This is a genomic window from Actinophytocola sp., from assembly GCF_035762905.1.
GTDB lineage: Bacteria > Actinomycetota > Actinomycetes > Mycobacteriales > Pseudonocardiaceae > DASYTH01.
Map to the genome: position 1 here is coordinate 120,834 of NZ_DASUCC010000041.1, position 24,833 is coordinate 145,666.

Annotated in this window: 19 protein-coding genes; 7 read left to right on the top strand and 12 right to left on the bottom strand. The window is 71.0% G+C overall.

All coding sequences use genetic code 11. From position 1 onward, the window contains the following. Window positions 1-5 precede the first annotated feature (5 nt). Complete coding sequence (locus VFV67_RS08015; protein WP_326468440.1) at window positions 6-860, bottom strand: ParA family protein; 855 nt, start codon at window positions 858-860, stop codon at window positions 6-8. A 31-nt stretch (window positions 861-891) separates the two neighbouring features. On the opposite strand from VFV67_RS08015, the gene VFV67_RS08020 reads away from it, so the two are divergent. Both VFV67_RS08020 and dinB read left to right on the top strand, forming a co-directional pair. Then, window positions 892-1,611 carry a class I SAM-dependent methyltransferase gene (locus VFV67_RS08020; protein WP_326468442.1) on the top strand — a complete coding sequence of 240 codons (720 nt, stop codon included), beginning with the start codon at window positions 892-894 and terminating at the stop codon, window positions 1,609-1,611. Window positions 1,612-1,647: 36 nt separating this feature from the next. Next, window positions 1,648-2,892, top strand: a complete 1,245-nt coding sequence (gene dinB, locus VFV67_RS08025; protein WP_326468443.1) for a DNA polymerase IV — start codon at window positions 1,648-1,650, stop codon at window positions 2,890-2,892. Between the two features lie 34 nt (window positions 2,893-2,926). Here dinB and VFV67_RS08030 read toward each other — a convergent pair whose 3' ends face one another. Continuing rightward, complete coding sequence (locus VFV67_RS08030; protein ID WP_326468445.1) at window positions 2,927-4,342, bottom strand: M28 family metallopeptidase; 1,416 nt, start codon at window positions 4,340-4,342, stop codon at window positions 2,927-2,929. A 58-nt stretch (window positions 4,343-4,400) separates the two neighbouring features. Further along, window positions 4,401-5,384 (bottom strand): penicillin-insensitive murein endopeptidase, encoded by a 984-nt coding sequence (locus VFV67_RS08035; protein WP_326468447.1) that lies wholly within the window; start codon window positions 5,382-5,384, stop codon window positions 4,401-4,403. A 72-nt stretch (window positions 5,385-5,456) separates the two neighbouring features. Between VFV67_RS08035 and VFV67_RS08040 the strand changes: the two genes are divergently transcribed. Further along, on the top strand, window positions 5,457-6,281 hold the full coding sequence (locus VFV67_RS08040; protein ID WP_326468449.1) for an SAM-dependent methyltransferase: 825 nt from the start codon (window positions 5,457-5,459) through the stop codon (window positions 6,279-6,281). On the opposite strand, the gene VFV67_RS08045 is transcribed toward VFV67_RS08040, so the two are convergent. The 3 genes from VFV67_RS08045 to VFV67_RS08055 are packed head-to-tail and all read right to left on the bottom strand — an operon-like array spanning window position 6,223 to window position 9,209. Continuing rightward, window positions 6,223-7,437, bottom strand: a complete 1,215-nt coding sequence (locus VFV67_RS08045; protein WP_326468451.1) for a DUF58 domain-containing protein — start codon at window positions 7,435-7,437, stop codon at window positions 6,223-6,225. The genes VFV67_RS08040 and VFV67_RS08045 overlap by 59 nt on opposite strands. Then, complete coding sequence (locus VFV67_RS08050; protein WP_326468453.1) at window positions 7,434-8,393, bottom strand: MoxR family ATPase; 960 nt, start codon at window positions 8,391-8,393, stop codon at window positions 7,434-7,436. The genes VFV67_RS08045 and VFV67_RS08050 overlap by 4 nt, the downstream gene beginning before the upstream one ends. A gap of 60 nt (window positions 8,394-8,453) precedes the next feature. Next, entirely contained in the window at window positions 8,454-9,209 is a 756-nt protein-coding gene (locus tag VFV67_RS08055) for a Sir2 family NAD-dependent protein deacetylase (protein WP_326468455.1), read from the bottom strand. 55 nt (window positions 9,210-9,264) lie between these two features. On the opposite strand from VFV67_RS08055, the gene VFV67_RS08060 reads away from it, so the two are divergent. Beyond that, a complete protein-coding gene (locus VFV67_RS08060; protein ID WP_326468457.1) occupies window positions 9,265-10,215 on the top strand; it encodes a hypothetical protein in 951 nt (316 codons plus the stop codon). Here the strand turns inward: VFV67_RS08060 and VFV67_RS08065 are convergent. The 3 genes from VFV67_RS08065 to VFV67_RS08075 all read right to left on the bottom strand — a co-directional run bounded on the left by VFV67_RS08065 (window position 10,203) and on the right by VFV67_RS08075 (window position 17,361). After that, on the bottom strand, window positions 10,203-12,224 hold the full coding sequence (locus VFV67_RS08065) for a prolyl oligopeptidase family serine peptidase (RefSeq protein ID WP_326468458.1): 2,022 nt from the start codon (window positions 12,222-12,224) through the stop codon (window positions 10,203-10,205). The two genes, VFV67_RS08060 and VFV67_RS08065, sit on opposite strands and share 13 nt — an antisense overlap. A 62-nt stretch (window positions 12,225-12,286) precedes the next feature. Next, window positions 12,287-13,513 (bottom strand): HNH endonuclease signature motif containing protein, encoded by a 1,227-nt coding sequence (locus tag VFV67_RS08070; RefSeq protein ID WP_326468459.1) that lies wholly within the window; start codon window positions 13,511-13,513, stop codon window positions 12,287-12,289. 1,112 nt (window positions 13,514-14,625) lie between these two features. Continuing rightward, window positions 14,626-17,361 carry a lectin gene (locus VFV67_RS08075; RefSeq protein ID WP_326468460.1) on the bottom strand — a complete coding sequence of 912 codons (2,736 nt, stop codon included), beginning with the start codon at window positions 17,359-17,361 and terminating at the stop codon, window positions 14,626-14,628. 441 nt (window positions 17,362-17,802) lie between these two features. Between VFV67_RS08075 and VFV67_RS08080 the strand changes: the two genes are divergently transcribed. The 3 genes from VFV67_RS08080 to VFV67_RS08090 all read left to right on the top strand — a co-directional run bounded on the left by VFV67_RS08080 (window position 17,803) and on the right by VFV67_RS08090 (window position 22,083). Further along, complete coding sequence (locus VFV67_RS08080) at window positions 17,803-20,112, top strand: peroxidase family protein (protein ID WP_326468462.1); 2,310 nt, start codon at window positions 17,803-17,805, stop codon at window positions 20,110-20,112. A gap of 204 nt (window positions 20,113-20,316) precedes the next feature. Then, the gene (locus tag VFV67_RS08085) at window positions 20,317-21,561 is read left to right on the top strand and encodes a LuxR C-terminal-related transcriptional regulator (protein ID WP_326468464.1); all 1,245 of its coding nucleotides are present in this window, start codon (window positions 20,317-20,319) and stop codon (window positions 21,559-21,561) included. 18 nt (window positions 21,562-21,579) lie between these two features. Beyond that, a complete protein-coding gene (locus VFV67_RS08090; protein ID WP_326468466.1) occupies window positions 21,580-22,083 on the top strand; it encodes a GNAT family N-acetyltransferase in 504 nt (167 codons plus the stop codon). Between the two features lie 49 nt (window positions 22,084-22,132). Here VFV67_RS08090 and VFV67_RS08095 read toward each other — a convergent pair whose 3' ends face one another. Genes VFV67_RS08095 through VFV67_RS08105 form a run of 3 tightly spaced genes read right to left on the bottom strand, consistent with a single transcriptional unit; the run spans window position 22,133 to window position 24,827 of the window. Further along, window positions 22,133-23,458, bottom strand: coding sequence for an NAD(P)/FAD-dependent oxidoreductase (locus tag VFV67_RS08095; protein WP_326468468.1), 1,326 nt, complete (start codon window positions 23,456-23,458; stop codon window positions 22,133-22,135). Next, window positions 23,455-23,721, bottom strand: coding sequence for a (2Fe-2S)-binding protein (locus VFV67_RS08100; protein ID WP_326468470.1), 267 nt, complete (start codon window positions 23,719-23,721; stop codon window positions 23,455-23,457). The genes VFV67_RS08095 and VFV67_RS08100 overlap by 4 nt, the downstream gene beginning before the upstream one ends. Beyond that, complete coding sequence (locus tag VFV67_RS08105) at window positions 23,718-24,827, bottom strand: FAD-binding oxidoreductase (protein WP_326468471.1); 1,110 nt, start codon at window positions 24,825-24,827, stop codon at window positions 23,718-23,720. Before VFV67_RS08105 ends, VFV67_RS08100 begins: the two co-directional genes overlap by 4 nt. Window positions 24,828-24,833: the final 6 nt, after the last annotated feature.

Consider the following 24,833-nt stretch of genomic DNA (forward strand, 5'->3'; position numbering starts at 1 on the left):
CGGGGTCAGCCGTCCGGGTCGTGGTCGGGGTCCCCGTCCCGGGCCGGCCAGCTGATCGCCTGGTGCCGGCCGCGGCCCCCGGTACGCAGCAGCCGGGCCAGCAGCAGGTTGAAGGCCAGCGAGATCTCCCGGGCGCCGGGCGTGGCCCACAGGTGGATCGGCGTGCACGCGCCCTGCGCCTGCTGTACGGCCAGCCGGTCCGGCAGGGCCACCGGCATGATCAGCGAGCCGAAGCTCTCCCGCAGCTCGGCGATCCGGTACTGGTGCTCGTAGGAGTGCGGCCGGACCCGGTTCACCACGACGCCGAGCGGCACCAGGTCCGGGTTGTGCTGCTCGCGGGTCTCCTCGAGCGCGTCGAACGCCCGGTTTGCGCCGGACACCGCATACAGCGTCGGCTCGGTGACCAGCAGCGCGCCGTCCGCGGCCACCAGGGCCGAGCGGGTGAGCCTGCCGAGCGACGGCGGGCAGTCCAGCAGCACCAGCTGGTAGGGCAGCTCCCCGTCCTCCAGCAGTGAGGACAGCGCGGTCAGCGCCCGGCCGAGCTTGCCGAGCCGGCGGGAGTCCGGATCCGGGTCGTTGAGCACCTCCAGGTCCTCCGAACCGACCAGCACGTCCACCTCGTCGCTCCAGCCGCTGTGCGCGATGGCCTCGCGCAGCACGGTCGGGCGCGGCGTCTCCAACACGTCGGCGAGCGTGGTCGCGGTGTCCTCCGGGTCGAGCGTGGCCGTGGCGTTGCACTGCGGGTCCAGGTCGACGACCAGTGTGCGGGCTCCGCGGCGCATGGCCGACGAGGCCAGGCCGAGCACAACGGTGGTCTTGCCGACCCCACCCTTGAGGCTGAGCACCGCCACCGTTCGCACGCACGGAACCTTACGGTCCTACGCTCTGCCCATGCGACTGGACGCCGTTCGCCGTGCGCTCGACGCCGAACTGGCCGCCGCCCGGGACCGCCGGGCCGGCATGCCGCCCCGGGTGCTGGACGTCGGCGGGGGCAGCGGCACCCTGGCCGTGCCGCTGGCCGCCGCCGGCTGCCTGGTCACCGTGGTGGAGCCGAGCCCGAACGCGCTGGCCACCCTGCACCGCCGGGCCGAGGAGGCGGGCGTGTCCGGGCGGATCACCGCGGTGCAGGGCGACAGCGACCTGCTCGGCACGCTCGTCGCGCCGGGTGGCGCCGACCTCGCCCTTGCGCACGGGCTGCTCGAGGTCGTCGAGGACCCGAAGAACACGGTGGCCGCGATCGCCGAGGCACTCGCCCCGGGCGGCGCGGTCTCGGTGCTGGTGGCCAACCGGTTCGCCGCGGTGCTGCACCGGGCGCTGGCCGGCCGGCTCGCCGACGCCCGGGTGCTGCTCGACGACCCGGCCGGGCAGCTGCCCGGCGAGTCGCTGCTGCGCCGGTTCGACACCGAGGGCCTGCGCCGGCTGCTGGTCGACGCCGGCCTGGCGGTGGAGCTGATGCAGGGCAGCGGGGTGCTCTCCGACATGGTGCCCGGACCGGTGCTCGAGCAGAGCCCGGGGGCCGCGGACGCCCTCGCCGAGCTGGAGCTGCGGGTGGCCACGCTGGCGCCGCTGCGCGACGTGGCCACCCGGCTGCACGCGATCGCGCGCCGCTGACCCGGAACTGTCGGTCCCGGCTGGCATGCTTGCCCCGTGGGACGCAGTGGGGATCTGCCGCGCGGGCTGGTCGAGCGGTACCGGGCGGCGGCGGACGTCGGGCCGGACGGCTGGCCCGACGACACCGGCTGCCCGATCCTGCACGTCGACATGGACGCCTTCTTCGCGTCGGTGGAGCTGCGCGAGCGACCGGAGCTGAAGGACCGGCCGGTGGTGGTGGCCGGCGGCGGTCCGCGGGCGGTGGTGCTGGCCGCCAACTACCCGGCGCGCACGTTCGGGGTGCGCTCGGCGATGCCGGCCGCGCGGGCCAGAAGGCTCTGCCCGCAGGCGGTGTTCCTGCCGCCGCACCGGGAGAAGTACGAGCGGGTGTCCCGGGCGGTCATGGCGGCGTTCCGGGAGCTGACCCCACTGGTGCAGCCGCTGAGCCTGGACGAGGCGTTCCTCGACGTGGGCGGGGCGCTGCGCCGGCTGCGGACCAGCCCGGCGCGGCTCGGGGCGCAGTTACGCGGGCGGGTGCTGGCCGAGCACGACCTCACCTGCTCGGTCGGGGTGGCATCGACGCCGTTCGTGGCCAAACTCGCGTCGGGGCTGGCCAAGCCGGACGGGATGGTCGTCGTGCCGCGCACGGAGGTGCTCGCGTTCCTGCACCCGCTGCCGGTCTCGGCGCTGTGGGGCGTCGGGCAGCGCACGGCGGAGCGGCTGGTCGCCGTGGGCCTCGAGCGGATCGGCGACGTGGCGGCCACGCCGCTGCCCCGGCTGCGCCGCACCCTCGGGGTGGCCGTGGCCGAGCACCTGTGGGCGCTGGCCAACGGGCACGACGAGCGCGCCGTCGAGCCGGACGTCGCGGAGAAGTCGATCGGTGCGGAGGAGACCTTCGACGTCGACCTGGCCGACCGGGAGGCGGTCCGGCGAGAGCTGCTGCGGCTGTCCGAGCGCACCGCGGCCAGCCTGCGCCGGCGCGGGCTGCGCGGCCGCACCGTGTCGATCAAGGTGCGGTTCGGCGACTTCAGCACAATCACCCGGTCCCGCACGCTGCCCGTGGCCACCGACGTGACCCAGGAGATCTACCGCACCGCCACCCAGTTGCTGGACGGACAGACCCCGCCCGGTGCGATCCGGCTGATCGGCGTGCGGGTGGAGCAACTCGGCGCAGGCGACGCCGAGCAGCTCACCCTGGACGCGCCCGAACGCGGCTGGCGGGACGCCGACGCCGCTGCCGACGCCGCCCGCGGGCGGTTCGGCAACGCCGCCGTGCGCCCCGCCGCACTGCTCGAGCCCTGAGCGGCGCGAGCGCGGCGGTTCCTGGACCGCGACCCTAGGTCGACGTGGCGCTCGGGAAGCTGACCGGGCTCCGGAAGCCGTTGCGGTTCACCGCGCGCACGCCGTAGAGGAAGTTGTCCTTCGAGGTGTTCGGGAACGTCACATTCGTGACGTTGCCGACCGGCATGACGTCCTCCCATTCCAGGTCCGTGGTGTCCCGCACGACGACCTCGTAGCCGGACAGGTTGACCTCGGTGTTGGGGTTCCAGCGCAGGACCGTGTCCGACCGCAGGCCCTGCACGTTGAACAGCGCGCCGGCCGGCGCGGCCGGCGATCGAGCCAGGTTGGCCAGCGAGATCGCGTTCACCCGTGCCACTCGGGCGATGTAGTCGAAGTCGCAGAACTCGGGCAGGTCACCGAACTGCACCCCGTCGCGCACCGCGACGTCGATGTGCTGGTGCCGGTAGTCCTCGTTCGTCTCGGTGAACCTGACCGCCGGATAGCCCTGCTGCAGGAACGGGATGTGGTCGCCGCCCCGGCCGAACCGGTCCCGCCGGTAGATGATCTTCACCTTCATCCGGGTGGCGTCGTTCTCGGCGACATCCTTGATGTAGCGGGCGAGCTGGCGCGGTGGGCCCTCGGTCTCCCAACCGCCGAACCGCCGCCAGTCGGTCTCCAGGGCCGGGTTCGCCACGGTTGGCAGGCCCTCGCCGAACAGTCGGACGGTGAACGGCTCCCGCTCGCCCGCGCCGCCGACCGAACTGCCGATGATGTCGTTGGTGAACATCCCGGCGATGTTGCGGCCGGCGGCCTTGGCCGTTGTGGCGAAGTGGTTCGAGCCGAGCAGGCCCTGCTCCTCGCCGGCCACGGCCATGAACACAATGGTGGCGTCGAACGTGCGGGTGGCCATCACCCGGGCCATCTCCAGCACCGCGGCCACGCCCGAGGCGTCGTCGTTGGCACCGGGCGCGTCCGAGGTGAAGTCGGTGACGCTGGTCGGCATCGAGTCGTAGTGGCCGCTCACCACGTAGGTGCGGTCCACCGAGTCCGGCGAGCTGCCGCGCAGGGTGGCCACCACGTTGGTGATCGGGGTGGGCACCGGGATCCGCGGTGCCACCCCCTGGATGTAGGACTGCAGCTCGACGGTCATCCGCCCGCCGGAGGCCGCGGCCGCGCTGGTGAACTCGGCGAACAGCCAGTCCCGTGCGGCGCCGATGCCCCGGGTCGGGTGGTCCTGGGCGGACAGCGTGTTGCGGGTGCCGAACGAGACCAGCGTGTTGATGGTCCGCTCGATGTTGCGCGGGTTGATCTCCCGCAGCATCGCCCGGATGTCGGGGGGAACCCGGCCGCCGCGGTCGCCGGTCTGTTCGTCCGCGTGCGCGGCGGTCGCCCCGATGATCGGTACGCTGCCGAGCACGGCCGCGCCGGCCAGGACGTTTCTTCGGGAGATGGCAGGGTTTTCGTCGTTCACGGTGCGCCTCCTGAGCACAACCGGAATATCGGACCCTTGCGAACCTACGCCCGCCCGATCAGCACGTGTAGAGGCTGTTCGGGTGCCCACGTTCGCAGTAGCGCACGTGCAGATGGTTGTCGTGGTTGGGCTGGCTGGTGGTCAGTCCCTCGGCGATCAGCGTCGGGTCGTTGAAGAAGATCAGCCGGACGTGGCCGGGCGCGGCGGCGCGGATCTCGTTGATCAGCTGCCGGGTGGCGGCCCGGTCGTAGGTCGCCGACTGCCAGGTGATCCGTCCGGCCGTGCACTGCGCGCTGTCCGTGCGGACCGGCCAGATGTCGATGTCCAGCCCGACCTCGTGGCTGGCGTGCCCGGGTATGTCGCCGCCGTGCTCGAAACCGGCGTCGCCCATCGGAACCCGGCCGTTGCCGGTGCCGGCGAAGATCCCCACGGCCCGCTCCAGCTGGCCGATGGCGGCGGCGGTGGCCCAGTTGGCGGCGGTGCCGTTGCCGTCCGGGTCCTGGTCACAGATGCCGACCGAGAAGTCCGGATAACCGTGGTGCCACACCAGGTTGCGCCAGGTCATCGCACCGGCGACGCCGTCGACCCCGATGCCGGCGTGCTGCTGGAAGGACCGCACGGCCGCATCGGTGGCGGCGTCGAACACGCCGTTGACCGCGAGCGAGAGGCGACGCTTCTCGTTCAGCTCGACCTGCAGCGCACGCACCGCGGAGCCGCTGTTTCCCTGGCGCAGCACGGGAACCAGGGCGGCCCAGGTGTTCGGCCCGACGATGCCGTCGACGGATAGGCCGCGGGCGGACTGGAACGAGCGCACCGCGGTGTTGGTCGCCGGGCCGAACACGCCGATCGGGTCGACCGCAAACCCGTGGTGCGTCAGCAAATGCTGGATCGCTTGCACGTCAACGCCGCGGTTGCCGGTGCTCTGCGTGTGGAAGAACGCGCCATCGAAGGCGTACGCCGGAGATCCGGTCAGCCAGAGGCTTCCGGCGACGAGGGCAGCGGCCACGGTAACGGCGGACCGGCGTAGGTTGATCATTCGCATGAGCGGACAGTATGGACAAGATCCAACCAAATGTGTAGTCCTTGATGCAAAGATCTAACGGAACGGGAGTCGATGGATCAGGCAGGGAGCTGGCCGGAGAGCGTGCCACCGAAGGTGAACCTCGACCAGCCCAGCGCGGCCCGGATGTACGACTACTACCTGGGCGGGGCCCACAACTTCGCGATCGACCGGGAGGCCGCCGAGCGAGCGATCGCCGCGCTGCCGGCCACCGTCGCCGGCGCCCGCACCAACCGGGCGTTTCTGCAGCGGGCGGTGCGGTTCCTGGTCGGCTCCGGCATCCGGCAGTTCATCGACCTCGGCTCCGGCATCCCGACCTCCGGCAACGTGCACGAGATCGCCCAACTGGGCGACCCGGAGGCCCGGGTGGTCTACGTCGACATCGACGCGGTGGCCGTGACGCACGGCCAAGCCGTGCTGGCCGGCAATGACCGCACCGCCTTCGTGCACGCCGACATGCGGGACGTGGACGCGGTGCTGGCCGCCCCGGAGCTGCGCCGCGTGATCGACTTCGATCAGCCGATCGGTCTGCTCATGGTGGCGGTGCTGCACTTCGTGCCCGACTCCGACGGGTTGGCCGGGGTTCTGGGCCGGTACCGGGAGGCGTTACCGGCCGGCAGCTATCTGGCCCTGTCGCACATGAGCATGACCGGGCAGCCGCGGGAGTTCCTCGAGCGGTTCGAGAAGGTCTACGCCAATACCGCCAACCCGGTGGTGCTCCGCTCGCAGGAGGAGATCTCGGCTCTGTTCGACCGGTACGAGCTGGTCGAGCCGGGCGTGGTCACGCTGCCGCTGTGGCGCCCGGACGGGATCAGCTACTTCACCGACGACCCGGAGCGGTTTCCCGGGTTCGCCGGCGTGGCAAGGAAAACGACCTAGCGTCGGCCAGCACCTCGTCCAGCGATGCACCCTCGGTCCAGGGCAGCACCGGGATCGCGGCGGCGGCCAGATCCCGGCGCAGCACCGCCCGGTCGGCCCGCCACAGCTGCGTGATCAGCGGGTCGACCGGCGTCACCGGGCGGCGCAGCACGTCGATCACCAGCACGGTGTGCCCCCGGGCGCGCAGGTCGGCCAGCACCGGGCCGACCCGGGCGTCGAGCAGCGGGCTGAACGCGAGCACGCAGCTGCGCGGCGGCAGCGCGGCCCGGGGCGGACTGGCCGGCGCGCCGGACGACCCGCCGGTGGCGTCCAGCACGGTGTCCACGATCCGGTAGAACTGCCGGCGCCCGATGTCCGGGCCGAGCCAGCGGGCCGGGCCGCCGAGGGCGAGCACCCCCGCGCGGTCGCCGCGGCACAGGGCCGCCTGCGCGATCCCGGCCGCGCCGTGCACCGCCAGGTCCAGGCCGCACCCGTTGGTGGTGTCGATCAGCGCGACCACGTCGGTGGCCCGCTCGGCCAGCCGCTCGGTGACGTGCGGCCGGCCCAACCGGGAGCTGGCCAGCCAGTTCAGCTTGGTCAGCGGGTCACCCGGCTCGTACGGCCGGATGCCGGCGAACTCCAGCCCGCCGCCGCGCATCCGTCCGATGTGGACACCGAGCCGGTCGAGCAGCTCGTTCGGCCGCACGACCGTCCGCGCTGCCGGCGGCCTCGGGTAGACCCGGAGGTCGATCGCGGCCACCACGGCAGTCGCGGTCAGCAGGCCGCCGGCGGCCCGGGCGGTGACCACCACCGGCACCCGGTACCGGCCCCAGCGGCCGGCCCGCAGTCCGCCGGGCAGCGCCTCGATGCCGGCCGGCGGGCGCGGGCGCACGGACAGCGTGCCGATTCCGCCGGCCGCGGTGGCGGTCACCCGCACCGGCACGGTCTCCCGTTCGAAGCAGCGTGGCTCGGCCGGCTCGGCGTGCACCAGGACGTGCGTGGCCGGCCGGCCGGCTCCCCAGATCCCGGCCAGCACGCCGAGCAGCGGGGCGGTGAACGCCACCAGCTCCGGCCGGCGACCGACCACGGCCAACGTCAGCGCGGTGACCGAGGTGGTGAGCAGCGCGAGGGCCAGCGGGGAGAGCTGCCAGCACAGCGCCGTCCGCCGGACGGTCATCCCAGCTCGCACAGCCGGGGCGCGGGCCGCTGGGCGACCAGCTCTTCGATCAGCTGCTCGCCGCGCACCCGGCGGACCCACATCTCCGGCACCAGGCTGATCCGATGCGCCCAGGCCGGCACCGCCAGCGCCGCGACGTCCTCGGCGAGCACCCGGTCCCGACCGGCCAGCACCGCCCGGGCCCGGGCCAGCTGCACCATGTCCAGCTCGGCCCGCGGACTCACCCCGACCTCGATCCTCGGGTGCTCGCGGGTGGCGGCGGCCAGCCCGACGACGTACTCCAGGACCTGGTCGTCCACGATCACCGACTCCAGCGACTCGCACATGGCCAGCACCTCGTCCGGGCCGACCACCGCGCGCAGCTGTGCCGGGGCGGACCCGCGGTCCAGCCGGCGGCGCAGCATCTCCAGCTCGCCGGCGCGGGGGAGGTAGCCCAGCCGCACGCGCAGCGTGAACCGGTCCAGTTGGGCCTCGGGCAGCGGGTAGGTGCCCTCGTACTCGATCGGGTTGTCGGTGGCCAGCACGATGAACGGGTCGGGCAGCCGGTGGGTGTTGCCGTCCACGCTGACCTGTCCCTCGGCCATCGCCTCCAGCAGCGCGGCCTGGGTCTTCGGCGGGGTCCGGTTGATCTCGTCGGCCAGCAGCAGGTTGGTGAACACCGGGCCGGGCCGGAAGTTGAAGATCTTCCGGGACTGTTCGTAGATCGTGGCTCCGATCAGGTCGGCCGGCAGCAGGTCGGGCGTGAACTGGATGCGGGTGAACCGCAAGCCGAGGGCGTCCGCGAACGACCGGGCGATCAGCGTTTTGCCCACCCCGGGCAGGTCCTCGATGAGCACGTGGCCGCGGGCCAGCACGCCGAGCAGGATCAGCGTGAGCGCGTCCCGTTTGCCCACCACCGCCTGTTCGATCTCGTCCAGCACGACCTGAGCGAGCGCTGTCGTTGCCGATGCAAGCATCCTCACACGTTGCCTAACGAGCCGGCGGTGGCTGGGGTGCGGGATTGCGTTCCGTAACCGCTACACGAGTGCGGGAAGCGTGCGGCCGAGCGGCTCGCGCAGCACCACCGCGGCCAGGCCGTCGTAGGGGGTTTCGGATCCGTTGCACACGACCACGGTCGCGCCGGCCGCGGCGGCCAGCCCGACCAGGCCGGCGGCCGGCTGCACGGTCAACGAGCTGCCGGCGGCCAGCATCAGGTCGCAGGTCTGGGCGGCGCTCCTGGCCCGGTCCAGCACTTCCGGGTCGAGCGCCTGGCCGAACGAGATGGTCGCCGACTTCAGGATGCCGCCGCAGCGCGGGCACGGCGGGTCGGGCTCGCCGGCCGCGACCCGGTCCAGCGCCTCCCGCATCGGCCGGCGGTCGGCACAGGACATGCACACGGTGTCGAACATGTTGCCGTGCAGCTCGACCACCAGCTCCGGGTCGGAGCCGGCGCGCTGGTGCAGGCGGTCGATGTTCTGGGTGAGGATGGCCAGCAGGCGTCCGTCGCGCTCGAGATCGAGCAGGGCGCGGTGCCCCGCGTTGGGCTTGGCGTCCCAGGCGCTGTGCGCGGCGCGGGCCTGCCAGGAGCGGCGCCGCACGTCCGGGTCGGTGAGGTAGGTACGCAGGTCCGACATCCGCTCCGCGCCGGGGTTCTTGGTCCACAGCCCGTTCGGGCCGCGAAAGTCCGGGATGCCCGACTCGGTGGAGATGCCGGCCCCGGTCAGCACGGCGATGCGGCCGGCGGCGGCCAGCAGGTTCCGGGCCCGTTCAACCAAACCCGCTCCGGAGGTCACCTGTCGATGGTACGTAGGTGAAGCTCTTTCACCCTGCTACGGAGGTGCGTTGACGATGAACCTGCTTCGCCGCCTCGCCGTCGTGCTCGCCGGCGGCGCGTTCCTGGTGGTCAGCCCGGTGCCCGCGGCGGCCGTCACGGACGCGGAGTTGGCCCTGCGCTGGGCTCCGATCCATTACCAGGACACGGACTCGTCCGACTACGACGCGGACTTCCTCACCCGGATCGACTACGACGCCGAGTGGAACACGCTGAACAACTGGGAACACCAGGACGACAACCCGGCCTTCCTCGCCGGCTGGACCTACTACTCGGTGGTGGAGACCTCGACGCACTGGTTCCTGCTGTACGGCTTCTACCACCCGCGGGACTGGGAGGACTTCCCGGACCCGTTCGAGCTGTTCACCCACGAGAACGACATGGAGGGCGCGCTGCTGACCGTGCGCAAGGACGGCTCGACGTACGGGGCGCTGGAGGCGATGGTCACCGTGGCGCACAGCGACTTCTACTCCTGGGTGCCGGCCGGCAGCCCGTACACAAGCGGCCGGGAGAGCGTGGACGGCACGCTGATCATGCAGACCGTGGACGGCCTCGCCCACCCGACCACCCGCCAGGAACCCAAGGGCCACGGCGTGTTCGGCTGGAACGGCGCCAACTTCCCCGGCAACGACGGGGTGATCTACTTCCCGAGCGCCACCGCCACCGAGGTGCCCTCCGGCGGCAACGACCGGTCGGTGGCCTACCGCTTGGCGGATGTCTTCGCCGGCGGCGGCCTGTGGGCACACCGCACCGACCCGACGACGTTCACCGGCCCGACGGGGGCCTTCCGCGGCGACAACGGCGCGGACAACGCGGCCAACCCGCCGTGGGGTTGGGACGACCAGAATGACGGCACCGACATTCCGCGTGGCCTGCTCGCCACCGACCCGGCCTACCTGGTGTCGGCCTACTTCGCCGGCGAGGGCGCGTTCAGCCTGACCTACACCCGCAACCCCTACCGGTCGTAGTCGAGCTTGCGCCAGAGAAACTCGTACACCAGGGCCGACTTGAACGCGATCTGCTCGTTGTCGGCCGCGGCGCCGTGTCCGCCCTCGATGTTCTCGTAGTAGCGAACGTCGTGGGCGGACTCGCGCATCCTGGCCATCATTTTCCTTGCGTGCGCGGGATGCACCCGGTCGTCCCGGGTGGACGTGATCAGCAGCAGCGGCGGATAGCTCCGTCCACTGTGGATGTTGTGGTACGGCGAATGGTGCCGCAGGTACGCCCAGTCCGCCGGTTCGTCCGGGTCCCCGTACTCGGCCATCCACGACGCGCCGGCCAGCATCCGGTGGAAGCGCCGCATGTCCAGTAGCGGAACCTGGGCCACGATCGCCCCGAACATGTCGGGGTGGTGGGTGAGCATGACCCCCATCAGCAGCCCCCCGTTGCTGCCCCCCTGGATGCCGAGCTGTTCCGGCGTGGTGATTCCCCGCTCCACCAGATCGGCCGCCACCGCCGCGAAGTCCTCGTACACCTTGATCCGGTTGGCCCGCATCGCCGACGTGTGCCAGCGCGTGCCGTACTCCCCGCCGCCCCGGATGTTGGCCACCGCATAGGTTCCACCCCGAGCCAACCACCCCCGCCCGATCGTCCCGCTGTATCCGGGGGTGAGCGAGATCTCGTACCCCCCGTACCCGGTGAGCAGCGTCGGCCCGGGTTCCCCGGTTTCCCGCCCGACCACGAAGTACGGCACCCGAGTCCCGTCCGCCGAGGTCGCGAAGTGCTGCCGCACCGACACTCCGGTGCTGTCGAAGAACTCCGGCGCCCCCTTGACCGTCTCGGCGTCCTCCCCGATGACCCCTCGCCGCAACGTTCCCGGCTGCGTATACCCACTGACGTCAAGGAAGTACTCGTCGCTCTCATCCGGATCGGTGTCGATGATCTCGGCCGACACCATGTCCGGCACATCCGCCAACGGCGCCCGAATCCACCCGTCCGGTCCCGGTGTCAACACCTCCAATCGGCTCTTCACATCGGTCAACATCGCCATGATCAGGTGGTTCCGCGTCCACGCGTGGTACTGCAACGCGGTGTGCTCGTCCGGCTCGAACAGAACGGTCAGCTCCCGCTCCCCGGCCAGGAAGTCGTCGAACCGCACCCCCAACAGCGCACCGGCCGGATACTTTCCCCACTCCGTCCGCGTCGTGATCAGCAACCACTCCCGGTGCGCGCTGATCCGCGCGTCCTCCGGCACCTCCAACCGCACCAGCCCGTCCGCCGTCCGCAGGTACTTCTCACTCCGCCAGAAGTCCAACCCCCGGTGCACGAAGTCCCGCTCGAATCCCTCCGTCGGATCGTGGTAAGCGTGCACCGACACGTCCTCGGGCTTCCCCTCGAACACCGTCGTCGCCTCGCTCAACGGCGTCCCCCGCCGCCACTCCTTCACCACGCGCGGATACCCCGAGTTGGTCAACGACCCGGGTCCGAAGTCGGTCCCCACGTAGATCCGGTCGTCGTCGATCCACCCGATGTTGCTCTTGGCCTCCGCCAGCTCGAACCCGTCCTCGACAAACCGCAGGTCCACCAGGTCGAACTCGCGCACCACACTCGCGTCCGCCCCACCCCGAGACAGTTCCACCAGCGCCCGCCGGCATTCCGGCCACAGCACCGTGGCGCCCTGCCACACCCAGTTCTCCTCCTCGGCCGCCCCCAACGCGTCCACGTCGAGGACGATCTCCCACGCCGGACGCTCCGTCCGGTATTCCTCCAAGGTCGTCCGCCGCCACACCCCCCGAGGGTTGGCCGCGTCCTGCCAGAAGTTGTAGAGGTATCGTCCCCGCCGCCGCACGTAGGGGATGCGGTCGTCCGCGTCCAGCACCTCCCGCAGCGAGTCCTGCAACTCCAGGAACCGCGCCGTCCCGGCGAGCTCCGCGACCGTCTCCGCGTTCCGTTCCCGTACCCACCTCAGCGCCTCCTCCCCGGTCACGTCCTCCAACCAGAGGTACGGATCTTCCTCGGCGCCCAGCGACTCACTCATGCCGTCAGTCTGCCAGCGCCGCTCACCTCCCAGCCCGCGACGGATCGGATGCCCGTCCAGGGCTATTGCCGCAGCACGTTCCGCCGAAGTTTCTGCGTACGATCCAACCATTTCGGCGGCTTGAAATACGGCAACCCGTTTATCATTCGGATTGACCATTCTGAGTGGTGCACCAGCCGGTGATGCCTTCGGCATAGCAGAACCAGGTTGTGCAAATCCGTAGTTCCGCCGTATGCCCAGTGCCTTATGTGATGTGCGTCGGTCCAGCGTGCCGGTAGATGGCACCCGGGGAACGCGCAACCCCGATCCCGAGCGATCAGCGCTTTCCGTTGTTCGGGTTTCACCAGCCGATGCTCCCGGCCCAGGTCCAGTGGGACACTCTTCTCGTTGAGTACCACCGGTATCAGGCCCGCATCACAGGCGACGCGCCGTGCGGCGGATGCGGTGAGGAATGCTCCGCCGTCCATGGTGGCGGTGCCGACACCTTCGAGCAGGGTGTTGAGGTTCAGGTAGAGGTGCAGGTGCGGCTTGTTCCCGCCGGCCTTGGCGTCGTCGATCTGGGCGGCGCTGTGGCACAGCTGCGCGAAACCGTCACCTCGCCGAAGTTCGATCGGTCGCGGATCGGGAACGCCGTCGGCCGGAGACTGAGGCAGGCTCAAGGCCCCGATCAGGCTGACGAACTCCTCGCCCGCCTCCGGATCCAGGAGCCCCCGGAACCTGACCCACCCGTTGGACTGGGTGTGGAGGTGCAGTTCGTTGGTCGGTTCGGCGAGCTTGTCCTCCTGGTGTGGATCCTCGCCGTCCTGGTCGATGCGTGCCAACAGGATCCGCCCGTACTTGCGCACGACTCGCGGGTCGGCAGTGCGGGCAGTCTCGATGAGCGTGGCCTCCACGAGCTTGGTGTTCTCCGGCCCCGCCCACGCCGGGATCGCCCGGACGGTCTCCGCGATCACCTCGAGATGGTCGGCGTCAATCATCCCGTCATGGAGCGCTTCCCGCGCCAGCGGCAGTTTGGCCGGCGCCACATACCCCGTGGGTGTTACGGACTCGGCCACCTGCTCAGCCTGCACGATCAACGCCGCCGCCTTACGCGTAGTGATCCGCAACAGGTCGGACAGATACTTGGCCAAACTGGGATACCCGGCCGTCTCCTCGACCTGCCGCCGCCCCAATTCGCGGATGATATCCAACGCGTCCGCATAGTCACGCCGCATCTGCCTGAACAATCCACTGAGGGCAGCCTGAAGCTCCGGACCTCTCCGGGCCGTGATTTCCATTGCTGCGCTCATGCCGCCATTCTACCGACTTGGCCGCATCTTCCAAGAATGTTCACTCGATCAGGTGTTCGACGAACGAACGGTCCATTCATCCGGGCCGCGACTTGCGAAAAGGGAGGGCCATGGGACGGGTCTCCGGCTTGGATGAGCGAGCTGCGGGAGTGCGAGCGGAGGTGCAAGCGAGCGGGAAGGAAAGGGAGGAGGGAAGGGCCAAAGGCGAAGGTGCGGGAGAAGAGACACAGGAGGTGTGGCGTGGAGGAGCAAGGCGAGTTGGAGGGTGAAGGAGCAAGCGGGTTGGGGTGACGGGGCAAGGCGGGTTGGGGGTGACGGGGCAAGGCGGGCTGGGGGTGACGAGGCAAGGCGGGCTGGGGGGCGGAGCACGGGGCGTGGGTGGAGGGAGAACAAGTCGAGTTGAGGGGTGACGGGCAAGCGGGTTTGGGGGTGACGGGGCAAGGCGCTGAGGGGGGAAGGGGCAAAGGGCGCGGGTTGGAGGGAGAAGGGCAAGGCGTGCTGAGGGGTGAAGGGCAAGCGGGTTGGGGGTGAAGGGAAAGGCGGCTGGGAGGGAGAAGGGGTAAGGGGAGGAGGGAGATAGGCCCTCCGAGGAAGAGGGAGAAGTTGGAGATCCGACCAGGCCACAGCCGGCATCGGCCCGGCCGGGCCGATGCCGGCTGCTCGGCGAGTCAGTCGGGGATTCGGGTGTTGGAACTGGGAGTTCGGCTGCTGGAGCTGGCAACTCGTGAAGATCGGGGGTGGGCGGGTGGCGTGGTGCACGTTAGGGATGGCGGTTGGGCCGATGCCGGCTGTTCGGCGAGTCATTCGGGGATTCGGGTGCGGGAACCGCGAGGTCGGGGGTTGGGGTGCTGGGGTTGGGACTTGCGAAGAGCGGGAGGTGAGTGGGTGGCTCGGTGCACGGTTGTGGACAGGCCGAGCCTGGGGTGTGTGCACTGAGCGCCTGTCCATGACCGTGCGGCGGAACGCCGGGCCCAGCTTGGCCAGGGTGACCGACCCGAGCGTTCCGATGTCGCCGGGGACGCCACCCAGGCCCACCGAAAGGCAACAGTGCACGACGGCGGATCAGGCGCCGGCGGCGCACCGTCCTCCAGCCCGCCTCCTGCGTCAGGCACTCACGGAACCCGCCATGTCTGCGCATCGGTCCCGTTGCACGTCCACAGTTGCACAGCCGTCCCGTTCGCGGTGTTGCTGTTCGGCACGTCCAGGCACTTCCCGGACGGCGGATTGCGTAGACCGCCGTCCGGGCGGGGCCACCATTGTTGCGCGCTGGTTCCGTTGCAGGTCCACAGCTGGATTCGGGTGCCGTCGGCGCGGCCGCTGTGGTCTACGTCCAGGCACTTGCCCAGCGCCCGCAGCGAGCCGTCGGATGCCAGGGTCCAGTTTTGGGCTCCGGTTCCGTTGCAGTCGTGGATCTGGATTCGGGTGCCGTCGGCCGTGCCGCTGGCGGCAACGTCGAGGCACTTGCCGATGATGCCGGTGATCCGGCCGCTGCGGGCGGGGACCGGGCCGACGTCGAAGGACGGCGGGGGCTCGGTGGCACCCCAGGACGGGGTGGGCGATGCGGTGAGGGTGAAGCCGAGGGTTCCGCCGGAATGGACGAAGGACTCCGGGAGCCAGGAACGGGCCGATGGAGCGCCGTTGACGGTCAGGGCCTGCACGTATTTGACCGTGTCCGAGGCTCCTGGCGCCGTCATGTTCAGCACCACTCCGTTCCCGCGGGTCACCGTGATCGCCGGGAACTGGGGGCTCGCCAGCACCAGTTCCGCCCGGCCGGGCACCTCCGGGTACATGCCAAGGGCCGCCCACACCGCCCACGAGGACATCTGACCGAGGTCGTCGTTGCCCACGTACCCGTCGGCGGTGTCCTTGAAGATGGTGGTCAGCGCTCGGCGGACCACGTCCTGGGTCTTGTGCGGCGCGCCCGCGTACACGTACGCCCAGGGTGTCTCCAGGCTGGGTTCGTTGCCGAGGTAGGCGTACGGGCGCGCCCCACCGGCGTTCAGCTCGGTGAAGAAGGTGTCCAGGCGGGGCAGCACCGCCGCGTTGCCGCCCATCGCGTCGAACAGGCCGCGGTAGTTGAACGGCACCATCCAGGTGTACTGCGCCGCGTTCCCCTCCACGTACTCGTTCTGCTGCGTCGGACTGAAGGCGGGGAAGGTCGTGTTGGCGTTGCGCGGCTGGATGTACTTGCTGGCCGACTCGAACAGGCTCCGCCAGAACTGCGCCCGGCGCAGGTACAGCTCGGCCGTCGTGCTGTCGCCGAGTCGCGCGGCGTAGGCGGAAACGGCGAAGTCGGCGCTGGTGTACTCCAGCGTGGTCGCCGCCGAGCCCCACACGCCCGCCGTGCCGGTCGGCACGTATCCCATGGTGTCGTACTGGGCGGCGCCCGGTCGCTGCCGGCCGTCGTGGCTGCCGGTGATCATCCGTTGCAGCCCGGTGGTGGTGTCGAACCCGGTCGCCCCGAACGCGTGCAGGTTCGACACGATGATCGACATCGGGTCGCCGTTCATCACGCCCGTGCCGCCGTTGGCCACCGTCCAGCGGTCGAAGAACCCGCCCTGGACGGCCTGGTTGACCGCCGACTGGGCGATGTCGGAGGCCTGCGCCGGGACGAGCAGCGCGACCAGTTGGACCTGCGAGCGGTACACGTCCCAGCCGGAGAAGTTGGCGTACTGCACGTGCCCGGGCGCGGTGCTGTGGACCCGCCCGTCGAACCCCATGTACCGCCCATCGGTGTCGCTGAACACGTTGGGGTGCAGCAGGGAGTGGTACAGGTTGGTGTAGAGCACGCGGCGCTGCGTCGTGCTGCCGCCGGACACCGCGATCCGGCCGAGCAGCCCGTTCCAGGCATCCCGCGCGCCGGTGCGGACCACGTCGAAGCCCCGGGTGCCCTGCTCGGCTTCGAGATTGGCCCTGGCGCCGTCGAGGCTGACGAACGAGATGCTGACCCGGAACGTCACGGTGCGGCTCGTCGTGGTGTCGAACGAGACGAATGCCGCCGCGGCAAGGGTTTCCGCGGAGCCGGTGCTGGCATCGGGTGGCGGCGCCGGCCGGGTGTCCACTCCGGACTGTGCGGTGGCGGTCTTGGCCGATGGTGGCACGGTGCCGGGGCCGGTGCCCTCGATCGACCGGCGGGAGGGATCCACCTTGCCGTCCGGCCCGGCCACGCCCGCGGTGGCGAACGGCCGGTCGAACACGGCGTAGAAGTGCAGCCGGTAGCGGTTTCCGGCGCCGCAGAAGCCGCCGCTGTCCGTGAAGCCGGTCAACGTGTTGGTGCCGATGGTGATCGAACCGCTGGCGGTGTTGAACGCCCGGGCCGCGTCCACGGCGAGGGAGGCCTGCACGCCGGCCGGGTAGGTCACCCGAGCCATGCCGGAGCGCTGGGTGGCGGCGAGTTCGGTGCGCAGCCCGTTGTCGAACGCCACGGAGTAGTAGCCGGGCGTGGCGGATTCGTTGGCGTGCGAGAACGTGTAGTGGCCGACCGGGGCGGCGCCGAGGGTCGGCAGGAACGGCACGTTGCCGAAGTCGCTGCAGCCGGGCCCGGACAGGTGGGTCAGGCTGAACCCGCGGATCCGGTTGTCGTCGTAGTGGTAGCCGCCGTGCTGGTGGGTCACCGTGTCCGGGCTCCACTGCAGCATTCCGAACGGCGCGTCGGCGCCCGGGAAGGTGTTGCCGGCGCCGCCGCCGTGTCCGAAGTCCGGGCCGCCGGGTTTGGTGCCTACGAACGGGTTCACGTACTGCGCGGGGTCGTCGATCACCACCTGGGGGGCCGGCGCGGCCGCGGCGGGTTCGCTCGGCAGCACGGCGGTGGCCAGCGCGACGCCGGCGCCGACCAGGATCGCGAACATCGGTGACCGGTACATGTCATGGCCCCCGTCAAATAGGGTGACAACGTTGTCAGCGCCGATCCTGGCAGGTACCGCCGACGGCGCGGAAGGGTGGCTTCCGGAGCTTCCCCCGGTTGGCGCAGCGATGTGTCGGGTTTGTCCGAAGCTTATTTCGCATCCCCCAAGGGATACGGGTGGGATGCCGGTATTGACCGTTGTTTGGAGTCGTACCAGGCTTAGCCCAGGTGCCGAAATGACACGGGCGGGGCCTCGCCTTATATCGTCGTCAATTCAGTGCCCGGCCAAGGGTGGGTGGAATATGCGCGCAATTCGAGCACTCCCTTTGCGCGTCGGTGAACCCGTGTCTTCGGTCCAGCCTTCCAGTCCCTGCCTACGATTAGTCCGTTTTGTCGCCGACCCACCAGTTTTCTCGGCGTCGAAATACTGACGGAGAGGAATGGCATGAACATTAAATTCGGTTCCTCGTCCAGATTGGTCCGCGGGACCAGACGCCGAAATCCACTCGTCACGCTGTCCGCCGCGGTGCTGCTGGCCGGGGCTCAGGTGATGGGCCTGGTCGGCTCGGCGGGCACCGCGGCCGCCGCCGTCCCGTTCGCCATCCAGAGCCTGGACGGCGGCGGCAACAACATCGCCAACCCCACCTGGGGCCAGGGCGGCACGGCGTACGCCCGGGTCGCCGCCGCCCGGTACGCCGACGGCCGCAGCCAACCGGTCGCCGGGCCGAACTCCCGCGCGATCAGCAACCGGGTGTTCAACGACGGCAACCAGAACATCTTCTCCGAGAAGCAGGCGACCGCGTGGGCGTGGACCTGGGGCCAGTTCCTGGACCACACCTTCGGTCTGCGGCTGGGCCGCTCGCCCGGCGACCCGGCCGGCGAGCCGGCGAACATTCCGTTCAACGCCAACGATCCGCTCGAGGACTTCGAGAACGACCTCGGCGTGATCGGGTTCACGCGCTCCGACGCGGCGCCGGGCACCGGCGTGAACAACGCCCGCCAGCAGGTCAACACGGTCAGTTCCTACATCGACGCGGCCGCGGTCTACGGCGGCACGAACCAGCGCCTGGACTGGCTGCGCGAGGGCTCGGTCGACGGCAACCCGGCCAACAACAACGGCCGACTGCTGTTGCAGAACAACTACCTGCCCCGGCGCGACGCCCGCGGCAACCCGGCGGCCGCACCGCCGATGGAGATCGACGGCATCCTGCGGGCCAACCCGAACCGGGCCATGGTGGCCGGCGACGTGCGCGCCAACGAGAACCTGTTCCTGACCGCCACGCACACGCTGTTCGCCCGCGAGCACAACCGGATCGTGAACTCGCTGCCCAACTCGCTCAGCGAGGAGGACAAGTTCCAGATCGCCCGGCGGGTCATCATCGCCGAGCAGCAGTACATCACCTACAACGAGTTCCTGCCGGCGATGGGCGTCTCGATCCCCAGGTACTCCGGCTACCGCAACAACGTCAACGCCACGCTGACCAACGAGTTCGCCACGGTCGGCTACCGGGTGCACAGCATGATCCACGGCGAGATGGAGGTCGCCGGCGAGGAGGACACCTGGACGGCGGCACAGCTCGACGCGTTCCGGGCCCAGGGCATCGAGGTGGTCGAAGAGGACGGCGAGGTCGAGCTGGTCATCCCGCTGAACCGGGGCTTCTTCAACCCCGATCTGGTCCAGCCGATCGGACTCGGCCCGCTGCTGCAGGGCATCGGCGGCGAGCCGCAGTACAAGAACGAGGAGATGATCGACAACCAGCTGCGCAGCGTGCTGTTCCAGATCCCGGTCACCGGCAACCCCGAGTGCCTGGACGGGCCGGAGCTGCCGGAGTGCTTCGACTCGGTGGTCGACCTCGGTGCGATCGACGTCGAGCGCGGCCGGGACCACGGCATGCCCACCTACAACCAGATGCGCCAGGCCTACGGGCTGCCGGCCCGGACCTCGTTCACGCAGATCACCGGCGAGTCCAGCTCGGCCTTCCCGCCCGGCACCGGCATCGACAACCCGGCGAGCCTGGAGTTCCGCGAGCTCTCCGACGTGTTCGGTGCGGCGATCGACCCGGAGGACGAGGACCGGTTGGAGGCCACGCCGATCAACTCGGTGCGCCGTGCACCGTTGGCCGCCCGGCTACAGGCGATCTACGGCAACGTGAACAACGTCGACGCGTTCGTCGGCGCCCTGGCCGAGCGGCACGCCAGCAACGGTGACCTCGGCGAGCTGCAGCGAGCCATCTGGGCCCGCGAGTTCACCCGGCTCCGGGACGGTGACCGGTTCTTCTACGCCAACGACCCGGGCCTGACCTTCATCCGCAACACCTACGGGATCGACTTCCGCAGCAACCTCGGTGACATCATCGCCCGCAACGCCGGCGTGCCGCGGTCCGAGTTGGGCTCGAACGTGTTCTTCTCGCACGGCGACACCCCGCCGAGCGCCTGCCGGGTCAGCTACACCATCGTCAACCAGTGGCCCGGCGCCTTCCAGGCGAACATGAACATCACCAACACCGGATCGGTGCCGATCAACAACTGGACCCTGCGGTTCAGCTTCGCCAACGGCCAGCAGATCACCAGCCTGTGGAACGGGTCGGTGGTGCAGGACGAATTCCGTGTGCCCGTGGAGAACGCGGGCTGGAACGGCACGATCAACCCAGGTCAGACCGTGCGGGATGTCGGGTTCACGGCGACCCGGAACGGCGCCACCAACGCCCGACCAACAAGATTCTCCTTGAACACCACACAGTGCTCGATCGGCTAGTCGAGTGACACACACGGGCCCCGGGATGATCATCCCGGGGCCTGTGTGTACCTAAGTGTCTGCCTAAACTGGATTTGACCAAATTAAAACCCCTAGGGCCTGTTGCAACTGTGGTCGCAGGACGACAATGAGGAGTCACGGGGAGTGCCAGGCGCAAAGGGGTAGATGTACATGATCCGAGTAGCGCTGCGCTCTCCTCGACGGTTGTTCAGAGACGCTCTCGCGGGTTGTCTCGAAGCCAGACCGGAGTACGCGGTCGTCGGCAGTGTGGCCGATCTCGACGATCTCCCCATGCTGTGTGAGCTGCAACATCCCGATGTGGTCCTGGTCGACGTCGGCGGCGGGATCGGTACCGACGAGCAGGTTCTCAAGCGCCTCAAGGACTGTGTCGACCTGGCCCGGTTGGTCGTGGTCTACGAGCGGCTGTCCTCCGCCGAGCTCGGCGCGCTGTGGCAGCTCGGCGTCGACACGCTGCTGCCGTGCTCACACGGCCTGGACGCGCTCCTGGTCGTGTTGCAACGCTACGTCGCCACCTACCGCAACCACCCGGTTCGCTCGGCCGGTGTCGAGGACGGGCTCACCGAGCAGGAAGGCAAGATCATCTCCCTGCTCAGCGCCGGGCACACCGCAAACCGGATCGCCCAGCTGCTCGACATCAGCACCTCCGCGGTGGCCAACGCCAAACGCCGCATCTATCGCAAGCTCGAGGTGGCCAGCCAGTGTCAGGTGGTGGCCAGGGCGACCGCACTGGGCATCATCACCCGCCCGACCACCCGCCCGGCCGGCAGCCGTCCGGTCGGAACGGTGGTGGCCGTGCTGCGCGGCGCGGCCGGGCCGACCCGCGAGCAGGTCGCCACGGCGCTGCTGGCCGGCGGCATCTCGGTGGCCACCGAGGTGGAGGCGAACAGACGCAGACCCGCGGAGGGTGAGGGCTCCGAGTCGGTTTTCGTGGTCCTGGTGGACCCGGCGTCGTCGGACTGGCCCACCGGATGGGACGCCGGACTGCCGGTCGCCCTGGTGCGCAGCACCCCGCCGCCCCGGGCCGAGGTGCTCGGCGCGCTGCTGCGCGGTGCGCTCACGGTGGTCACCGCCGACCGGGTGGCCAGCGACCTGGTGCCGGCCCTGACCTTGGCCACGCACGGCTACCTGGCGATCGAGGAGAGTGCTGCCGCGGCCCTGCTCGATGCCGTGCGTGGCCCTTCCGGCGGAACCGCCCCCGGCCTGCCGGAGCTGACCTCCCGCGAATGCGACATTCTGCGTTCGATCGCCAACGGCCACACGGTTCGGCTGACCGCGCGGGCCCTCGGCATCGCGGAGAAGACCGTGGAGAACACCCAGGCCCGGCTGTTCCGCAAGCTCGGCGCGCGCAACCGGCCCGGTGCGCTCGCCGCGGCGCACGCGCTCGGCCTGCTGGACCTGATCCCGGCCGCCCGGCCGCCGTCAGGCTGACCGTGGCACGCTGACGGCGTGCTGATCCGTACCGCGACCCCGGCGGACTGGCCGGCGATCTGGTCGTTCCTGCGCCAGATCGTCGCCGCCGGGGAGACCTACGCCTACGACCCGGAGCTGACCGAGGACGCGGCCCGGGCGATCTGGATGCTCGCCGCGCCGGGCACGACCGTGGTCGCCGTCGACCAGGACGGCACCGTGCTCGGCTCGGCCAAGATGAACCCGAACCGGGACGGCCCGGGCGCGCACGTGGCCAGCGCCAGCTACATGGTCGACCCGGCGCACGGCGGCCGGGGCGTCGGCCGGGCGCTCGGCGAGCACTCCCTGGCGTGGGCCCGGGCGCAGGGTTACCGCGCCATGCAGTTCAACGCCGTCGTGGAGACCAACACCCGCGCGGTGGCGCTGTGGCGCTCGCTCGGCTTCGAGATCGTCGGCACCGTTCCGGAGGCCTTTCGGCATCCCACCAAGGGTTACGTCGGCCTGCACGTGATGTACCGGCAGTTGCCGCCGCTCCGGGATTAACTGCTGTCGTTGCGTTCCAGCGAGGGCGATCTCGGCCCGTTGCCGCGGCTCATGGCGTTGTTCGATCACCCTCGGCCAGCTGGCCGAGCGTGATGGCCGAGCCGATCGGCCGGCGGGCGAACGTGTCCAGATCGGACTCGGCGACCGGGCGGCCGTTGAGCCGGGCGGCCAGGCAGGCCACCGGGTAGCCGCAGATCCGGCCCTGGCACCAGCCCATTCCGGCCCGGGTCAGCGATTTCACCGTGCGCGCGTCGGTCGCGCCCAGCTCGGTCACCGCCGCGCGCACGGCGCGCAGCGGCACCTCCTCGCACCGGCACACCACGGTGTCCGCGGTCAGCCGGTCCGGCCAGCCGGCCGGCACCGGGTGCGCGGCGTGCAGCGTCGCGGCGAACCGGCGCAGCCGCGCCCGCCGGCCGGCCGGTCCGGCCGGGACCGCGTCGTCGGGGGTGCGGCCGCCGAGCGACGCCGCGGCGGCGGCACCCGCGATCGCGCCCTCGGCCAGCGCCAGGTCCGCCCCGCCGACGCCGGTCACCTCGCCGGCGGCGAACACCCCGGGCACCGAGGTCTGCTGGGTGTGGTCGACGGCGGTCACCAGGTTGCCGTCGGTATCCAGGCACACCGCACAGCCGAGCAGGGTCGGCAGTTCCAGCGCCGGCACGAACCCGTAGCCGACGGCCAGCGCGTCGCACCGGACCCGCCGGGTGTGCCCGTCCCGGCCGGCCACGGTCACCGCGGACACCTCGACGTCGCCGTGGGCGGCCACGACCACGTGGCCGGTGCGGTACCGGATCCGGTGCCGGGCGAACCGGGCCGCGTACCCGGCCACCTCGGCCAGCTTGGCCGCCGGGACCGGGCGGCGCAGCACCCGCAGGGGGTTGCCGGCCTCGAACACGCCGGCGATCCGGGCCCCGGCGGCGGCCAGCCCGGCGGCCACCGGCAGCAGGAACGGCCCGGTGCCGGCGACCGCGATCCGCCGGCCGGTGAGCACCCCGTGCCCCTTGAGCAACGCCTGCGCGCCGCCGGCCGTGGTCACCCCGGGCAGGTCCCAGCCGGGGAACGGCACCACCCGGTCGTGCGCGCCGGTGGCCAGCACCAGCCGCTCGGCGCTGACCTCGCCGGCGCCGGTGTGCAGCGTGAACCCCGGTTCGGCGAACCACACGCTGGCCTCGGCCCGGTAGTCGACCCGATCCAGCGCGCCGGCCAGCGCCCGGAACCGGCGGTCGGCCGGGGCCGATCCGGCGCGGTGCCGCCAGTACTGCCCGCCCGGCCGCGGTCCGGCGTCGAGCACGACCACCCGGCAACCGGCGCCGGCCGCCCGCGCCGCGGCGGCCAGTCCGGCCGGTCCGGCGCCGATCACCGCGATGTCGTAGGTCATGGCCGGCCCGACGATTCGCTCGCCAGCTCGCTCACCGGCGCCACCACGTCACCGTCGCGCGCCGGCAGCAGGCAGGCCCGCTGGGCCGGTGCGCCGTTCACCGTGACCAGGCAGTCGAAGCAGGCGCCGATGCCGCAGAACAGCCCGCGCGGCGCCCCGGCCCGGCGGGTCCGGTGCCAGGACCGGACACCGGCCGCGATCAGCGCGGCGGCGATGCTCTGCCCGGGTTCGAACGGGATCTCCCGGCCGGCGAAGGTGATCATGCGAACCGCTCCGGCCGGAACGGGGTCAGGTCCAGCAACCGCGGCGCGCCGGTCAGTTCGGCGGCGATCACCCGTCCGGTCGCCTGGGACAGCCCGATCCCGGCGCCCTCGTGCCCGCAGGCGTGGAACAGGCCGGCCACCCGCGGGTCCGGGCCGATCATCGGCAGGTGGTCCGGGCTGTACGGGCGGAACCCGCGGTAGGCGCGCAGCAGCCGCACCCCGGCCAGGAACGGGAACAGCGCGATGGCCTGCGCGGCCAGCCGGCGCAGTACCGGCAGGGCGAAGCCGCGGTCGAAGCCGACCCGTTCCCGGCTGGCGCCGATCAGGATGGTGCCGGACGGGGTGCCCTCGACCACGGCCGACGCCTGCAGCCCGGCGTCGCCGCTGGCCACGTTGTCCAGGTAGTCCGCGGTCGCCACCTTGTACCGCACCAGCGGCGGCAGCGGCTCGGTGACCAGCACGAAGCCGCGGCGCGGCGCGATCGGCAGGGTGACGCCGGCCAGCCCGGCCACCTCGCCGGCCCAGACGCCGGCCGCGTTGACCACGGCGCCGGTCGGGATGCGCCGGCCGGCGGTGCGAACCGCGACCACCCGTCCCCGGTCCGTCTCGATCGCGGTCACCGGATGTCCATAATGGACTTCGAGGTTGGGGGCGGCGCGCAGCAGGCGGGCGGTGGCGAGCATCGGCTGCACCTGGAGGTCCTGCGGATAGTAGGCGCCGCCGGGAAGTCCGGGCCGCAGCCGCGGCTCGTAGGCGGCCAGGTCGCTGACCATGATGGCGTCCACTCCGGACGCACGTTGCGCCGTGGCCAGATCGTCCACAGTGGACATCGCGGCTTCGGTGCTGGCGATCATCAAGCCGCCCTTGGGTTCCAGCTCGATCGGCCCGATGTCCAGCTCCCGCCACAGCCGGTAGGACAGCAGGCCGAGGTCGAGTTCGGGCCCGGGTAGCTTGTCCGACAACAGGATGTTGCCCTCGCCTGCGCTGGTGGTACCGCCGGCGAGCGGTCCACGGTCCACCACGGTCACCGCGAGGCCGGCCCGGGCGGCGTAGTAGGCGCAGGCCGCTCCGACGATGCCCGCGCCGATCACCACCACGTCGGTCATCTGCCG

Coding starts and splice junctions, on each gene's coding strand:
- VFV67_RS08020 (WP_326468442.1), top strand. CDS start 892: ATGCGACTGGACGCCGTTCGCCGTGCGCTCGACGCCGAACTGGCCGCC.
- VFV67_RS08035 (WP_326468447.1), bottom strand. CDS start 5,384: ATGCGAATGATCAACCTACGCCGGTCCGCCGTTACCGTGGCCGCTGCC.
- VFV67_RS08040 (WP_326468449.1), top strand. CDS start 5,457: ATGGATCAGGCAGGGAGCTGGCCGGAGAGCGTGCCACCGAAGGTGAAC.
- VFV67_RS08045 (WP_326468451.1), bottom strand. CDS start 7,437: ATGACCGTCCGGCGGACGGCGCTGTGCTGGCAGCTCTCCCCGCTGGCC.
- VFV67_RS08050 (WP_326468453.1), bottom strand. CDS start 8,393: ATGCTTGCATCGGCAACGACAGCGCTCGCTCAGGTCGTGCTGGACGAG.
- VFV67_RS08060 (WP_326468457.1), top strand. CDS start 9,265: ATGAACCTGCTTCGCCGCCTCGCCGTCGTGCTCGCCGGCGGCGCGTTC.
- VFV67_RS08065 (WP_326468458.1), bottom strand. CDS start 12,224: ATGAGTGAGTCGCTGGGCGCCGAGGAAGATCCGTACCTCTGGTTGGAG.
- VFV67_RS08070 (WP_326468459.1), bottom strand. CDS start 13,513: ATGAGCGCAGCAATGGAAATCACGGCCCGGAGAGGTCCGGAGCTTCAG.
- VFV67_RS08075 (WP_326468460.1), bottom strand. CDS start 17,361: ATGTTCGCGATCCTGGTCGGCGCCGGCGTCGCGCTGGCCACCGCCGTG.
- VFV67_RS08080 (WP_326468462.1), top strand. CDS start 17,803: ATGAACATTAAATTCGGTTCCTCGTCCAGATTGGTCCGCGGGACCAGA.
- VFV67_RS08095 (WP_326468468.1), bottom strand. CDS start 23,458: ATGACCTACGACATCGCGGTGATCGGCGCCGGACCGGCCGGACTGGCC.
- VFV67_RS08100 (WP_326468470.1), bottom strand. CDS start 23,721: ATGATCACCTTCGCCGGCCGGGAGATCCCGTTCGAACCCGGGCAGAGC.
- VFV67_RS08105 (WP_326468471.1), bottom strand. CDS start 24,827: ATGACCGACGTGGTGGTGATCGGCGCGGGCATCGTCGGAGCGGCCTGC.